Below are 13,817 nucleotides of genomic sequence, written 5' to 3' on the forward strand. Positions count from 1 at the left end.
CGCGTCCCGGCAGGGGCGCGGTGGGCGGCTCCGCCGGGCCGGGGAAGGCCGCGACCGTCGGCGTGTACGCGGAGGCGCCGGCGCGCGGGACGCCGGCGGGGGCGCCGCCCGCGGCGACGGCCCGCAGCTCCCGCTCCGCCCCTTCCGCGGAGATCCGCTCCGCCGGGTCCTTGCGCAGCAGCCCCTCGATCACCGGGGCCAGCGGGCCGGCCCGGCGAGGCGGCGGCAACTCCTCGTCGACGACGGCCCGCAGCGTGCTCAGCGGGGTGTTCTGCCGGAACGGCGAATTGCCCTCGACCGCCGCGTACAGCAGCACGCCCAGCGACCACAGATCGGACTGCGGGCCCGGCGTGCGCCCGAGCGCCCGCTCCGGTGCCAGGAACTCGGGCGAGCCGATGACCTCGCCGGTCATGGTCAGCGCGGAGCTGCCCTCCACGGTGGCGATGCCGAAGTCCGTCAGCACCACCCGGCCGTCGTTCGCCAGCAGGACGTTGGCCGGTTTGACATCGCGGTGCAGCACCCCCACCGCGTGCGCGGCGCGCAGGGCGGCGAGCACCTCTGCGCCGATGTGCGCGGCCCGCCGCGGAGCGATCGGGCCCTCCGCGTCCAGCAGGTCCGACAGGGCGATGCCGCGGACCAGCTCCATCACGATCCAGGGACGGCCGTCCTCGGTGGCCACGTCGTACACCGTCACCACGTTCCGGTTCGCCACCCTGGCGGCCGCCCACGCCTCGCGCTCCAGCCGCGCGTACATGCGCCCGACGTCGGCCGCCGGAAGCCCGGCCGGGGCGCGCACCTCCTTGACGGCCACCTCGCGGCGCAGGACCTCGTCACGCGCCCGCCACACCGTGCCCATGCCGCCCTGGCCGAGCGGGGACAACAGGCGGTAGCGCCCCGCGATCACACGTTCACGGCCGGGTTCTTCGGACACGGGCGTCCCCCATTCGCATCCGCGCGATGCATCCACTCCGCGTGATATCTCCCCAAAAGTAGCTCAACCGAGTGCGGATGCCGCCCCCTTGAACACGAGTCCGGCTCCCAGGGCCAGAACGACGAACGCGGACCCCAGCGGTGCGGTCCTGCGGAGCAGAGCCACGGCCGGACCGCGGGCCCAGCCGGGGCGCCGGTCCAGGACGCGGCTCATCCCGCTGCCGAGCCCGACCACGGCGAACCCGGCCGCCGTCAGCGTCAGGGCGAGTCCGACACCGTAGGCGACCACGAGCAGAAGACCGAACCATGCCTGGCCGAGGGCGGCCGCACCGACCAGGACCACCACGGCGGAGGGGCTGGGCACGAGCCCGCCCGCGAAGCCGAGGAGGATCGTGCCGCGCAGCGTGGGGGCGGTGGGATGGGTGTGGGGGATGCCGCCGTGGGTGTGGGGGACGCCGTGGGTGTGGCCGTGCCCGGGGTCCGGGTGCGGGCGGGCGTCCTCGTGGCCGTGCTCGTGCGCGTTCCCCGTGTGGGGGTGCGCATGCTCGTGTTCGCGCGCGCTGTGTGGGGAGCGGTGCGCGGGCCGGTGGCCGTGGTGGTGCTCATGGGCGTGCGGACGCCCGTCCGCGCGAGCCCGGTTGCGCCAGGCCCGTCGTACGAGCGACGCGCCCGCCACCGTCACCAGGAGCCCGCTCGCCAGGCCCAGCCATGCGATCACCGACGGCGCCGCCGCCGAACCCGCCGTGACCAGCAGGCCCAGCGCGACCACGCCCAGGGTGTGGGTCACCGTCACCGACGCGGCCAGGGGCAGCACGTCCCTGAGCCGCGCCCGGCCGCCGCGGGCCGCCGCCGCCGCGGCCATCAGGGTCTTTCCGTGGCCCGGAGCGAGCGCGTGCATCGCGCCGAGACCGACGGCGACGACCAGGGCCAGCGCGGCGAAGCCCGGCGTCAGGTCGTGGCGGGCGACCAGATCGTCCAGTGCCCGGGTCCAGCGGCCGGCGCCGCGCGGCAGCACGGCGGCGGCCGGCGCGTTGTGCCGGTCGTCGGCCAGGGCGGGGCCGCCCGGGCGCACGCGCAGGGACGCGCTGACGGTGTCGGCCGGCGAGGAGAGCAACTCCTTCGGATAGCTGGTCAGTTCGCGGGACACCGAGGTCCTCGGCGCGCTCGACGCGGTGAGCGTCATACGGTCGCCCCGCGCGGTGACCTCCCGCCAGCCGGGCCCGGTGGCCGTGCTCGCGCTGTGGAAGCCCAGGGTGATGGTGCCGCCCCTGGGCAGCGGCGCCGTCAGCCTGCACTCCACGCGCAGCGTGTTCAGCCCCGCCTGGCCGGGGCGCCGCTGCGCGCGGCTCGCACCGACGGCCAGTGCGGCCGGGCGCCCGCCGACGGTGACCACGCTGCCCGCGGCTGCCTTCTCGCACCGCTGCCGGGCCCACTCGGCCAGGCCCAGCCGCGCGATGTCCGGCTTCGCCTGGGTGGCCGGGATCTCCGCGAGATCCTCGACATGGTCGACCCGCAGCCGTCCCGGCGCGGCGACCAGGCCGTCGTACCGGTTGACGGTGAAGTTGCCGAGAGGGTGGGCCCCGGCCTGCCCGGCGGGCCCCAGGACGAGCGCGCAGACGGCCGTGAGCACGGCCGCGCCGGAGGCGGCGAGGCGACGGAGGTTCACTTCATCGCCTCCAGCGCCTCACGGGCCGTGCGCGAACCCAGCGGCGAGAAGCCGGCGTTGAGCCTCAGCGCCGCCCTGAGCAAGGCGCGGGCCTGCCGCGGATGACCCGTGGCGCGCTCGATCATGCCGCGGTGGTAGAGGAAGGCCGCGTTGCGGTAACCGGTGGCCGTGGCCTGCCGGGCGTACGGCAGGGCCTCCCGGTCGCGGCCGCTCACGTGCAGGGCCCATGCGAGGGCGTCCGCGGTGTGCACGGTGTGGCGCCGCGCCCACTCGGCGCGGGCCGCCTGCAGCGCGGCCGCCGGGTCGCCGTGGTCGGCGGCGGCGAGGGCCGTGTCGAGGTCGGCGTCGACGCCGTTCGCGCGGGCCAGCGAGACCCAGGCGTCGACGAGGGCGTACTGGTCGTGTGCCCTCGCCCGGTCGCCCTCCTTGCCCCGTGCCTCGTACAGCTCGCCGAGTTCCACCAGGGACTGCGGCAGTGGCGCGCGGTCGACGACCTGCTCCATGCCGCGGATCGCCGCCTCGGTGTCGCCCCGCGCCGCCTGCGCGCGGGCGCGGCCCTCAAGCGCCGGGAGACATGTGTCGTCGGCTGCCAGCGCGCGGGCGTAGTGGGCGAGGGCGGTGGTGTACTGGCCCTGGCTCCAGGCGAGTTGGCCCAGCGCGGTGGCCACGTACGCGATGTCGCCGCGGCTCGTCGCCGTGCCCAGCGCCTGCTCCAGGACGCGGCGGGCGGTCGTCACGTCGCCGCGCAGCTCGTGGACGTAGGCGTAGCGCGTGAAAACGGGGACGCCGGGCCGACGCGCGTCGGCCCGGTCCGCGGCCTTCGAGGCGTCGGAGTAGCGGCCGAGTTCGACGAGCGCGTCGACACGGGAGGACAGGGCGCGCTCGCTGTACGGGTTCTGCTGCAGGGCCTGGTCCGCGTAGGTGAGGGCGCCGGCGAAGTCGTGCCGGGCCGCGGCGAGGGCGGCGCGGCCGGCGAGCGCGGCGTCGTTGCCCGGGCGCAGCCCCAGTGACCGGTCGAGGGCGCGCTGCGCCTGCGGGTAGCGGGAGGGGTCGCCCTTGGTGCGGGCCTGCTCGACGTAGGCGAGACCGAGCGTCGCCCAGCCGCCGTGGTCCCGTGGCTGGGCGCGGAGATGGGTCTGCAGGGCGCGGATGCCGGAGTCCAGGTCGCCACCGGCGAGCAGAGCGGGCGAGACCCCGCCGGGCGTGGCGGCGACCGGGGCGGTACCGCTGTTCCGCACCGCCCCGACGACCACGGCCCCGGCGGTGAGCGCGACGGCCAACGAGGCGCCGCACAGCCCGAGTTGCAGCGCACGCCACCGCCGCCCCGACGCGGAGAACCTCCGCAGCGCGACGATCCGCTCGTCGTCGCCGCCCGGCCCGGGCGACGCCGCCGACCCGCCGGAGGGCTCGGCGCGGGAGTCGGTGCCCGCGGTGGACGGGGTGGCCCGTTCGGCGGCGGGGACGGTCGGCGCGGCGGTCGCGCCGGCCCGTTTGGAGCGGTCGGCCGGCTCTGCGGTGGTGGCCGTGTCCGCGGTGGTCGTGCCGGCTTGCTCGTGCTCGCCGGCCGGCTCGGCGGCGGAGCCCGCGTTCCTGCCGGGCGTCCCGGCGCCGCTCCTGGGTTCCGCGGTGGAGGCGGTGCCGCCGGGGCCGGGAACCGGAGCCGTGTTCGCGGCCCTCTCGGCGGACGCGTCGGCGCGCGCGGTGTCCTGCTCGGGTGCGGGCCCCGCCGGCTCCGCCTCCGGGCGGCCGCCGTGCCCGCTCTCCGGCGCGCTTGCGTTCGTACGCGGGGACATGCCCTCTCCTCAATCTCCTGGGCGGAAACGGTCGTCGGGGTGGGGCGGCGCGGCCCGCGCCGTGGGGGAAGGGAGGGTACGGGCCGCGCCGGTCGAGGGGACGGGGCCACCGGGGCGGCCCCGTCGGGGGCGGATCAGTACACCCGGTAGCGGGCGCGCCGGCGCCACCACATCAGCGCGCCGGCGATCAGCAGGAACCCGGCCGCGCCGGCCGTCGCGGAGGCCGCGATCAGCGTGGTGCCGGAGCCGCTCGAACCGGTCGGCACCAGTCCGTCGCCCAGCTGGTTGCGCACGTTGTTCCCGGTGCCCTTCGCCAGCGGGCCGCGCGAGCCCGAGGTCGGCTCGGCCAGGTACGGGAAGGAGTGCCCGAACTTCTTGTCGTTCGCGTCGACCGCGTCGCCCAGGTCGTTCTTCGAGCCGACCAGCTCGCCCTCCACCACCTGGAGCGCCTCGTCGATCACGTCGTCGGTGAGCCGGCGCCCGTTCGGGAAGCCCGCGTTGTCGCCGTCGAGCACGCCGAGCCGCTTCGGGTCGGCGGCAGGCCGGATCGAGGTGTTGAGCCGCAGTTCCTCCGCCGGCCGTACGTTCGGCGGCTGGTTGAGGCCCTCGACGCCCTTCAGGAAGACGTCCACCAGGTCGTTGCGGGGCTCGGCCGGAGCCTTGATCTTGTAGATCGCCTCGATGAGCTTCGGCAGCTCGGGGTTGGTCACGTTCTTGAGGAACTGCGCGTCGTACCACGGCGCGGACGCGTTGAACCTGTCCTTGTCCTTCTGCGGGTTGACGACCTCGTTGACCAGCGGGTTGCCGAGGCGGGAGACCTGCGTCCAGTCGCCGTGCGCGTCCTTGCGCTGGACCGTCGACCAGATGCCGACCACCGGCTGGTGCGCCGACTCGCGGATCAGGTCGTTCGGCACCTGCAGCGCGAGGGAGTTGACGTTATACCCTTTCAGCGTGTCCCGGCCGACCTCCGAGAGGTTCCCGCCGTACAGCAGGTCGAAGACGCGCAGGTCGGCGAAGAACGGGTCGTCCGCCTGCCCCGCGAACGTCGTCGCGCCGCCCGCGAGCTTGTGGACGGCCTGGTCACGAAGCTTGCCGTAGTCCGGCATCGACGCCTTGCCGACGTTCGACGGAGCCACCGGCACGTTGTCCGCGATCTTCGTCTTCGCGACGAGCCTCTGCTTGTGCAGCTTGACGAGGTCGATGTCGTAGGTCTGCGTCACGTTGAGGTCGGGATCGTCGAGGCTGTCCACCGGACCCGTGTTGTACAGGAAGGTGTCCTTGTTCTTGACATGGGTCTTGAACGTGTACCGGAAGACCAGCTCGCCCTGCGCGTCCCCGTCGTTGTCGACGTGGATGTCGTACTGCGCGTCGTCCGCGAACGTGTAGAAGTTGGGGCCGCCCGCCGGCTCCTCGAACGGGACGAAGTTCGCGATGACCGTCGTCGTGTCCGGCTTGTCGGGGCTCACGAACGCGTACAGGTCCGTGTTGTCGTACCGCGGTTGCCCCGAGATCAGCGGAGCCTCCCGGTGGGAGGAGGCGGAGGCCGCCCTCGGTTCCAGCGCGGTCACGCCGGCGGCCGCGAGCCCTCCGGCCGCCAGAGCGCCACAGATGAGGGCCGCGAGACTCCCGCGCCCCACGCTGCTCCTGGAGAAAGGTGTCATGCCGTCCGTCCTCAGTGCCGACTTGCCTGACGCACGGGGATTCGGAGCGGCGGCCGAGGCGGATTGGTCGAACCGGAAAACTCATTTCGTGCCTGCTCGACCCGCGTTTTCGGCAGGCTGATCCGTACCACCGTCCGAGGGCGTGAGCGCTTTGAACGTCACAGTGGAGCAACCGGGCCGTGTGCGGCGGTGGAGAGGGGGATACGAGTGGAGGCGGACGAACTTCTGGTGCTCGTGGCCGGGGGCGACCAGAAGGCATTCGAGGACCTGTACGGACTGGTGTCCGGGCCGGTGTTCGGGCTGGTGCGCCGGGTTGTGCGGGACCCCGCCCAGTCGGAGGAGGTGGCGCAGGAGGTGCTGCTCGAACTGTGGCGTTCCGCCCCGCGGTTCGACCCCGGCCGCGGCAGCGCGCTGTCGTGGATCCTCACCCTGGCCCACCGCCGCGCCGTCGACCGGGTGCGCAGCGCCCGCGCGGCCGGCGAACGCGAGCAGCGCGAGGCCCGGCGCGCCCACCATCCCGCCTTCGACCAGGTCGCCGAGGAGGTGGAGGCGGGCCTGGAACGCGAGTGGGTGCGCCGCTGCCTGGACCGCCTCACCGCGCTGCAGCGCCAGTCCGTCACGCTCGCCTACTACGACGGCTACACGTACCGTGAGGTGGCCGAGCGGCTCAGACTCCCGCTCGGTACGGTCAAGACGAGGATGCGCGACGGACTCACCCGGCTGCGCGAGTGCCTGGGAGGTGTCGCATGAGCGTCTTCTCCCGTCTGCGCCCCGGCGATCTGCACTCGCTCGCCGCCCCCTACGCGCTGGACGCGCTCGAACCCGGCGAACGGCGCCGCTTCGAGAAGCACCTCAAGCAGTGCGACCGCTGCGCCGCGGACGTGCGCGCCCTGTCGGAGGACGCCGTCCGCCTCGCCTGGTCCACGACGGCCCCGGCCCCGCCCGGTCTGCGGGACCGCGTGCTGACCGCGGTACGGAACCTCCCGCAGGACCCCGCGCCCGCACCGGACGTGCCCCCCACCCGGGAACCGCACCTGCCGCCGCACGTCTGGGGCACCGCACCGCCGCCCCCGCGCGCCCGTGCGCCCCGGCTGCGCCCTCTCTTCGGCCCGCTCGCCACCGCCACGGCCGCCGCGGCCCTCGTCGTCGCCGCGCTGTTCGCCGTCCAGGCCACGCGCACGCAGGACGAACTCGACGCGGAGCGCGCGCAGGCGCGCCGGATCGCCGCCGTTCTCGCCGCCCCCGACGCCCGTGCCACCGGTGACCGGGACGCCAAGGGACGAGGGATCGCCGTGGTCGCATCCGTGTCCGAGGGGCGCGCCGTCGTGACCCTCAGCGGGCTGGGCGCACCTCCCGGCGGCCGTGTGCATCAACTCTGGCTCATGCGCCCCGATGTGCAACCACGCTCCCTCGGTCTGTTCCAGGGCGACACGCCCCTGGTCGCGAGCGGGATCGGCAAGTCCGCGACGTCACTGGCCGTGACGGTGGAACCCGACGGCGGCTCACCACAGCCCACCAGCCAGCCGGTTGTCCAACTCGCCCTGCGCTCCGTCGGATTCGGTGAGTAGTCGTCAACGCCCCGACGGCTCAGGTGAATCCTGCGTCCGCGATACACGAGTGCCACGAGGGAGCGATAGGGTTACTCTGCCCGGGCCGGGTGGACTCGTACGGGTGGGGAGTGACATGGAACGGATAACAGTGCGCAGCAGGGCGAGGGTCCCCGCGATCACCTGCGGGAGCAGCGCGACCAGTTCGCGCCTCGACCGCCATCTCTCGGTGCTCGCCGGCCCCGCCGTCCCGCAGCGTGAGACGGTCGAGGCGACCTCGCTGATGCGTGAGCTGACCGCCCGTGACACCGCGCACGACCGCAGTGGCAGGGGGGCCCGCATGCACGGGGTCTCGCTGTTCGCGCCGCTGCGCCGTCTGCGCCGTTCGCTGTTCGGCGGGCGCTGAGCGACACCGGCGTTCCGCCCGACGCCCGACAGGCGGGCGTTCCGCAAGAAGCCCGCGCTCAGGCGGCCACACCGTCCCGGCGCAGCGCTGCGATCTCGTCGTCCGTCATCCCCACGGCACGCAGCAGCGTCTCGGTGTGCTCTCCGAGCGCGGGCACATCCCCCATCCGTGCCTCCTCCCCGCCCGGCAGTGTGATCGGCGGCAGCAGTGCCCTCAGCGGCCCCACCGGCGTCCCCACCTCCCGCCACCGGTCCCGGGCCGCCAGCTGGGGGTGCGCCGCCACCTCCCGCACGTCCCTGAGGCGTGCGCACGCGATGTCGGCGGCCTCCAGCCGGGCCACGGCCTCGTCCGTGCCGAGCGCCCCGATCCCCTCGGCGACCAGGGCGTCCGTGTCCTCCCGGTGGGCGACGCGCGCCGCGTTCGTCGCGTACGCCGGGTCGGTTCCCCACTCGGGCCGGCCGAGGACCTGCGCGGCGAGCCGCCGCCACTCCCGGTCGTTCTGCACGGACAGCAGCACCCGCCCGCCGTCCGCCGTGGGGTAGGCGTCGTAGGGCGCGATGACGGCGTGCGCCAGGCCCGTGCGCGCCGGGGGAGTGCCGTCGTGCATCACATGGTGCAGCGGATGTCCCATCCACTCGGCGAGTGCCTCCAGCATGGAGATCTCGACCGGTCCGCCGCGTCCGGTCGTGCCCCGCCGGACGAGCGCCGCCAGTACCCCCGAGAACGCGTACATGGCCGCCGCGATGTCGGCCGCCGGAATCCCCGCCTTCGCCGGCTGCCGCGGCGTCCCGGTGACCGACACCAGCCCCGCCTCGCACTGCACGAGCATGTCGTACGCCCGCTTGTCCGCGTACGGCCCCGACGTCCCGTAGCCCGAGATGTCCACCGCGATCAGCCGCGGATGGGCCGCGCACAGCGTGGCCGCGTCCAGGCCGAGACGGGCGGCGGCGCCCTGGGCGAGGTTCTGCACGAACACGTCCGCGTCCGAGACCAGCCGCCGTACCACGTCCAGCCCGCGTGGGTCCTTGAGGTCCAGGGCGATCGACTCCTTGCCGCGGTTGCACCACACGAAGTGCGAGGCCAGACCGCGGGCGGCGGTGTCGTAGCCGCGGGCGAAGTCACCGCCGTCCACCCGCTCGACCTTGATCACGCGGGCGCCGAGATCGGCGAGCTGCCGGGTCGCGAACGGCGCGGCGACGGCCTGCTCGACGGCGACGACGGTGATGCCCTCCAGGGGCAGCGGAAGAGGAGCCATGGGATGGATCATGTCCCGAGGGCGACGCCCTTGTCAGCGGGCGGCGTCACACGCGGGTGTCATGGACGGCCGGCGTTCACCCCCGCCCGGGGGTCCCGCGGGGCCGTGGCCCCTGGGGCCTGTTCCGAGTTCCCCGCCCGCGCCCCGGGGCCCGGCACGCACGCCGCCGCACGGCGCCGCAGGACAGGTGGCCGCGCCACATGACCTGCGGCGCCGCACGCCGATCGCACGCTCCCCCACGCTCGGCCGCGCTCGCGCGGGCGGTGCCTCCACGACACCGCCGCGCCCGCGCTCCGCGCGGACGACGGGGAACTCGGAACAGGCCCTAGACCAGCGCGAACTGCCCCTCGGGGCCCTCTTCACGGTGGTCCAGCACCGACGCGGGGCGGCGTGCGGCGTCCGGTACCGGCAGCACACCCGCCGTGCGCAGGTCGCCAGCCGTCACCGGCGCGGTCACGGTCAGGCCGGCCTGCCGCGGACGCAGCTCCGCCAGCAGGGCCAGGACGGTGATCAGCTCCAGGAGCTCCGAGGTCCACGGCTGCGGCCAGGCGGACGGGCCGATCGCCGCCAGGGTGCCCGGCTCGGCCCGGGCGGTCCGGGCCGCGAACCACTCCTCCAGCACCCGCAGGCCGCCCGCCTCGAAGTCCCAGGCGGCGGGCGGCACCGGTGAGATGCGGCCCTCGCCGAGGTGGAGGGTCTCCTCGTCGGCGTCGTAGTGGAGGGAGAGCGGGACGGGCGGCAACGGGGCGCGGACATACGGGCGTCGACCGCCGGGTAGCTTGGGGCGTTCGCCGTCGCGGCGCATCAGCCAGAGCATGCGGTGGCCCAGCTCGACGCCTTCCGTCCACAGCCCGGCGTCCTCGGTGAGCGGGACGAGCGGGCCCTCGGGCCCGGGGCGCGCCGTGACCAGGATCCAGGCGAGGAGGTCCACCGGGGCTGGGGACAGGCCCAGCCGGGCCTCCAGATGCACCAGCAGTCCGGGGGCCAGATTGGCCTCCTCGCCGCCGGGGCGGCGGAACAGCGGGCGGATGCGGCCGGAACGGAGCGTGGGCATCAGCGACGTCGCGAGCAGGAGGGGCTCGCGGGAGCCGGGGGCGGCGCCCGTCTCCACGGCGAAGACCTGGTGCCCGTCCGCAACCCGCCACAGCTCCGGCCGTGCCGCGTCGATCAGACGGTGGTCGGGGATCAGCCACTGCTCGTCGAACGGCGCGTGCAGCACACGCACGGGCTCCGGGCAGGGGCCCGAGGCGCGGACCAGCCGCTCGGTGCCGCCCGGGTGGCCCGGCAGCTGCCCGACCGCAGAGTGCAGCGTACGGGCGCGGGTCGGCGCGAACAGGGCCTCCCGTTCGGGGCCTTCGGTCTTCACGAGGGCGTCCCAGCGGGCCTTCAGGGAGGCCGCGTCGGGCGCCGACGGCCAGGCGCGGCCCGGCCGCAGGGGGGCGACGGACCACGGCATGAGGTCCGCCAGCAGCGGAGCGTCGTCGTGCGTCACGCCGGGCATCGTACGACGGGGTCAGGTGGCCTCGAGGGTGACCGTGAAGGAGAAGCGGTCCCCGCGGTAGTGGATCACCGCCACATCGAGGGGCCTCCCGCCGGAGTCGTAGGTGACACCCGTGTAGTGAAGGATCGGGCTGAGCAGCGGGACGTGCAGCAGCCGCGCCGTCTCCGGATCCGCGAGCCGGGCCTCCACGGTGTCCGTGATCCGGCTGATGTCCGCGCCCACGACGTCCCGCAGCACCTTGGTCATCGGCCAGCGGACCAGATCGTCCGGGGTGATGCGGTCGCCCAGTTCGGGGCGGACGTAGTTGCGAGCGTGGTTGGTCGGCTCGCCCGTCTTCTCGTCGCTGCGCAGCCGGTGGTACGTCGCCACCTCGGCGAGGTCCGGGAAGTGCTCGGCGAGTCCGGGCGGCACCGGCACCCGGCCGTGGTCCAGCAGTTCGGTCGTCATGCCGGACTGCTGGGCCACGATCGCGTCCACCGAGCCGAGGAGCCGGACCGGGGCGCCCCTGCGCGCGCTGGGCTCGATGAACGTGCCGCGCCGGCGGTGACGCGTGATCAGCCCCTCGTCCTCCAGCTCCTTCAGCGCCTGCCGCATGGTCAGCACGCTCACCCCGTAGTGACCCGCCAACTGCTCCTCGGTGGGCAGACGCAGCGGGTCCCGGGGGGAGCGGCCGAGTATCGAGGCGCGCAGCGACTGCGACACCTGGTACCAGAGCGGCAGCTTTCGGTTCAGGACGATCGAGTCCGGGGCGAATGACGTCACGGGCTATCCGTACCGGTCGGCGGCGCTCAGTGCAACGGGCGGAAGTGACGTTCGAGGCCCCGCCACACGTCGTCGTACCCGCGTTGCAGGTGCTCGGCCCGCACCGCGTGCGGCGTGAGGGTCACCGGCCAGCGGGTCTCGAACATGAAGGCCAGCCCGTCGTCCACCTTCTGCGGGCTCAGCTCGGCGGCACTCGCCTTCTCGAACGTCTCCCGGTCCGGACCGTGCGCCGACATCATGTTGTGCAGCGAGCCGCCGCCCGGCACGAAACCCTCCGCCTTGGCGTCGTAGGCGCCCTCGACGAGGCCCATGTACTCGCTCATCACGTTCCGGTGGAAGTAGGGCGGCCGGAAGGTGTCCTCGCCCACCAGCCAGCGGGGCGCGAAGACGACGAAGTCGATGCCCGCCAGGCCGGGGGTGTCGCTCGGCGAGGTCAGCACCGTGAAGATCGACGGGTCCGGGTGGTCGTAGCTGATGCTGCCGATCACATTGAACCGGCGCAGGTCGTAGAGGTACGGCACATGGTTGCCGTGCCAGGCGACGACATCGAGCGGCGAGTGGCCGTACGTCGCCGTCCAGAGGTTGCCGCAGAACTTGTTGACCACCTCGACCGGGCCCTCGACGTCCTCGTACGCCGCGACCGGGGCCTGGAAGTCCCGGGCGGCCGCCAGCCCGTTGGCGCCGATCGGGCCGAGGTCGGGCAGCCGGAAGGGGGCGCCGTAGTTCTCGCACACATAGCCCCGTGCCGTGTCGTCGAGCAGCGTCACCCGGAAGCGGACCCCGCGGGGGATCAGCGCCACATGGCCGGGCTCCGCGCGCAGCATCCCGAACTCGGTGTGCAGCAGCAGCCCGCCGCGCTCGGGGACGATCAGCAGCTCGCCGTCGGCGTCGCTGAACACGCGCTCCATGGACGCGTTGGCGTGGTAAAGGTGCACGGCCATGCCGGCGCGCTGGGTGACGTCGCCGTTGCCGCCGACCGTCCACAGGGCGGCCAGGAAGTCCGTCCCCGCCGGGGGCTCCGGCAGCGGGTCCCAGCGCAGCCGGTTGGGGTCGGGCACCGTCTGCGTGAACGGCGCCGAGCGGAGCGTGCCGTTGCCCGTGCGGGTGAAGGCCGGGTGCGCCGCCGAGGGGCGGACGCGGTACAGCCACGAACGGCGGTTGTGCGCGCGCGGTTCGGTGAACGCCGTACCGCTCAGCTGCTCCGCGTACAGCCCGAGCGGTGCGCGCTGTGGTGAGTTGCGGCCCTCGGGCAGCGCACCGGGGACTGCCTCCGAGCTGTGCTCGTTGCCGAAACCGGAGAGATACGACAGTCCCTCCGCGGTCTTCCTCGCCTCGTCCCCGCTCATCACCGCTCCCTTGCCGCTGATTCCTATGCATTACCGTAGGATTCGGGGTGGCGTGTGCGCAAGGGGTCGGTGGAGCGGAGGGGGTGGCGTGACCCTGAGTGGTTCCGGTGACTCGCTCGGTGAGTTGCCGGACCGATCCTTTTCGTACAGCCGGGCGAGGTTCACCGGCCTCCGGCGGAAAGGCATCATGAAACCCGTGCCCCACGCGACATCCCTGCGCCGCGCGCCCGTACAACGCCGTAGCGCGGAACGACTGACCAGAATCCTCGACGCCTGCGCCGATCTGCTCGACGAGGTCGGCTACGACGCCTTGAGCACCCGGGCCGTGGCCCTGCGTGCGGGCGTGCCCATCGGATCCGTGTACCGCTTCTTCGGCAACAAGCGGGCGATGGCCGACGCCCTCGCCGAACGCAACCTGGAGCGCTACACCGAGCGCGTGGTCCGGCGGTTGTCGGACGCGGGGGGTGAGGGCGGCTGGCGCGAGGGCATGGACGCGGTCCTGGACGAGTACCTCGACATGAAGCGCACGGCACCCGGGTTCGCCCTCGTGGACTTCGGCAACCAGATCCCCGTCGGCGTCCGCCATTCCGAGCCCAACCGGCGCGTCGCCGACCGCCTCATGGACCTCCTGTCCGGGTACCTCGACCGCGCCCCGGACGAGGACCTGCGCCGCACGTTCCTGATCGCGGTGGAAACGGCCGACACCCTGATACAGCTGGCCTTCCGGGTGGACCCCGAGGGCGATGGGAAGATCATCGACGAGATGCGCGGCCTTCTGCGGGCGTACATGGAGCGGGCGCTGGAATGACCGCGCCCCGGGCGGCCTCGGCCCGGGGCGGTCCCCGCCCGGGCGACGCCCCGCCCGGCGGCCCGGGGTCCTCGCGGATCTCCGGTACGGGCCGGTCGCAACCCCTCCCCTCCGTGCGTACCGGTCGGTATGCTCCCCCTTG

12 protein-coding genes are annotated in these 13,817 nt (G+C 74.1%); 4 read left to right on the top strand and 8 right to left on the bottom strand.

All coding sequences use genetic code 11. From position 1 onward, the window contains the following. The 4 genes from ACFSL4_RS09550 to ACFSL4_RS09565 all read right to left on the bottom strand — a co-directional run. A partial coding sequence (locus ACFSL4_RS09550; protein WP_381080575.1) for a serine/threonine-protein kinase occupies nucleotides 1–931 on the bottom strand: 931 nt, incomplete at its 3' end. A 63-nt stretch (nucleotides 932–994) separates the two neighbouring features. After that, entirely contained in the window at nucleotides 995–2,596 is a 1,602-nt protein-coding gene (locus ACFSL4_RS09555; RefSeq protein WP_381080577.1) for a nickel transporter, read from the bottom strand. Then, nucleotides 2,593–4,389, bottom strand: a complete 1,797-nt coding sequence (locus tag ACFSL4_RS09560; RefSeq protein ID WP_381080579.1) for a tetratricopeptide repeat protein — start codon at nucleotides 4,387–4,389, stop codon at nucleotides 2,593–2,595. Before ACFSL4_RS09560 ends, ACFSL4_RS09555 begins: the two co-directional genes overlap by 4 nt. A gap of 134 nt (nucleotides 4,390–4,523) precedes the next feature. After that, nucleotides 4,524–6,050 carry a DUF4331 domain-containing protein gene (locus tag ACFSL4_RS09565; RefSeq protein WP_381080581.1) on the bottom strand — a complete coding sequence of 509 codons (1,527 nt, stop codon included), beginning with the start codon at nucleotides 6,048–6,050 and terminating at the stop codon, nucleotides 4,524–4,526. A gap of 207 nt (nucleotides 6,051–6,257) precedes the next feature. On the opposite strand from ACFSL4_RS09565, the gene ACFSL4_RS09570 reads away from it, so the two are divergent. The 3 genes from ACFSL4_RS09570 to ACFSL4_RS09580 all read left to right on the top strand — a co-directional run bounded on the left by ACFSL4_RS09570 (nucleotide 6,258) and on the right by ACFSL4_RS09580 (nucleotide 8,003). Continuing rightward, entirely contained in the window at nucleotides 6,258–6,800 is a 543-nt protein-coding gene (locus tag ACFSL4_RS09570) for a sigma-70 family RNA polymerase sigma factor (RefSeq protein WP_381080583.1), read from the top strand. Beyond that, nucleotides 6,797–7,618, top strand: a complete 822-nt coding sequence (locus tag ACFSL4_RS09575) for an anti-sigma factor (RefSeq protein WP_381080585.1) — start codon at nucleotides 6,797–6,799, stop codon at nucleotides 7,616–7,618. The genes ACFSL4_RS09570 and ACFSL4_RS09575 overlap by 4 nt, the downstream gene beginning before the upstream one ends. A gap of 115 nt (nucleotides 7,619–7,733) precedes the next feature. After that, nucleotides 7,734–8,003: a hypothetical protein gene (locus ACFSL4_RS09580; protein WP_381080587.1), complete on the top strand. Its 270-nt coding sequence runs from the start codon at nucleotides 7,734–7,736 to the stop codon at nucleotides 8,001–8,003. A gap of 58 nt (nucleotides 8,004–8,061) precedes the next feature. On the opposite strand, the gene ACFSL4_RS09585 is transcribed toward ACFSL4_RS09580, so the two are convergent. The 4 genes from ACFSL4_RS09585 to hmgA form a co-directional block, all read right to left on the bottom strand. Beyond that, nucleotides 8,062–9,270: a CaiB/BaiF CoA transferase family protein gene (locus tag ACFSL4_RS09585; protein WP_381080589.1), complete on the bottom strand. Its 1,209-nt coding sequence runs from the start codon at nucleotides 9,268–9,270 to the stop codon at nucleotides 8,062–8,064. A 313-nt stretch (nucleotides 9,271–9,583) separates the two neighbouring features. Continuing rightward, a complete protein-coding gene (locus ACFSL4_RS09590) occupies nucleotides 9,584–10,759 on the bottom strand; it encodes a type ISP restriction/modification enzyme (protein WP_381080591.1) in 1,176 nt (391 codons plus the stop codon). A gap of 12 nt (nucleotides 10,760–10,771) precedes the next feature. Beyond that, nucleotides 10,772–11,521 carry a GntR family transcriptional regulator gene (locus ACFSL4_RS09595; RefSeq protein WP_381080593.1) on the bottom strand — a complete coding sequence of 250 codons (750 nt, stop codon included), beginning with the start codon at nucleotides 11,519–11,521 and terminating at the stop codon, nucleotides 10,772–10,774. Nucleotides 11,522–11,547: 26 nt separating this feature from the next. After that, the gene (gene hmgA, locus ACFSL4_RS09600) at nucleotides 11,548–12,867 is read right to left on the bottom strand and encodes a homogentisate 1,2-dioxygenase (RefSeq protein ID WP_381080595.1); all 1,320 of its coding nucleotides are present in this window, start codon (nucleotides 12,865–12,867) and stop codon (nucleotides 11,548–11,550) included. Between the two features lie 187 nt (nucleotides 12,868–13,054). On the opposite strand from hmgA, the gene ACFSL4_RS09605 reads away from it, so the two are divergent. Beyond that, nucleotides 13,055–13,675 (top strand): TetR/AcrR family transcriptional regulator, encoded by a 621-nt coding sequence (locus ACFSL4_RS09605; RefSeq protein WP_381080597.1) that lies wholly within the window; start codon nucleotides 13,055–13,057, stop codon nucleotides 13,673–13,675. Nucleotides 13,676–13,817: the final 142 nt, after the last annotated feature.

Source organism: Streptomyces caeni, from assembly GCF_042678285.1.
Classification (GTDB): Bacteria; Actinomycetota; Actinomycetes; order Streptomycetales; family Streptomycetaceae; genus Streptomyces; species Streptomyces caeni.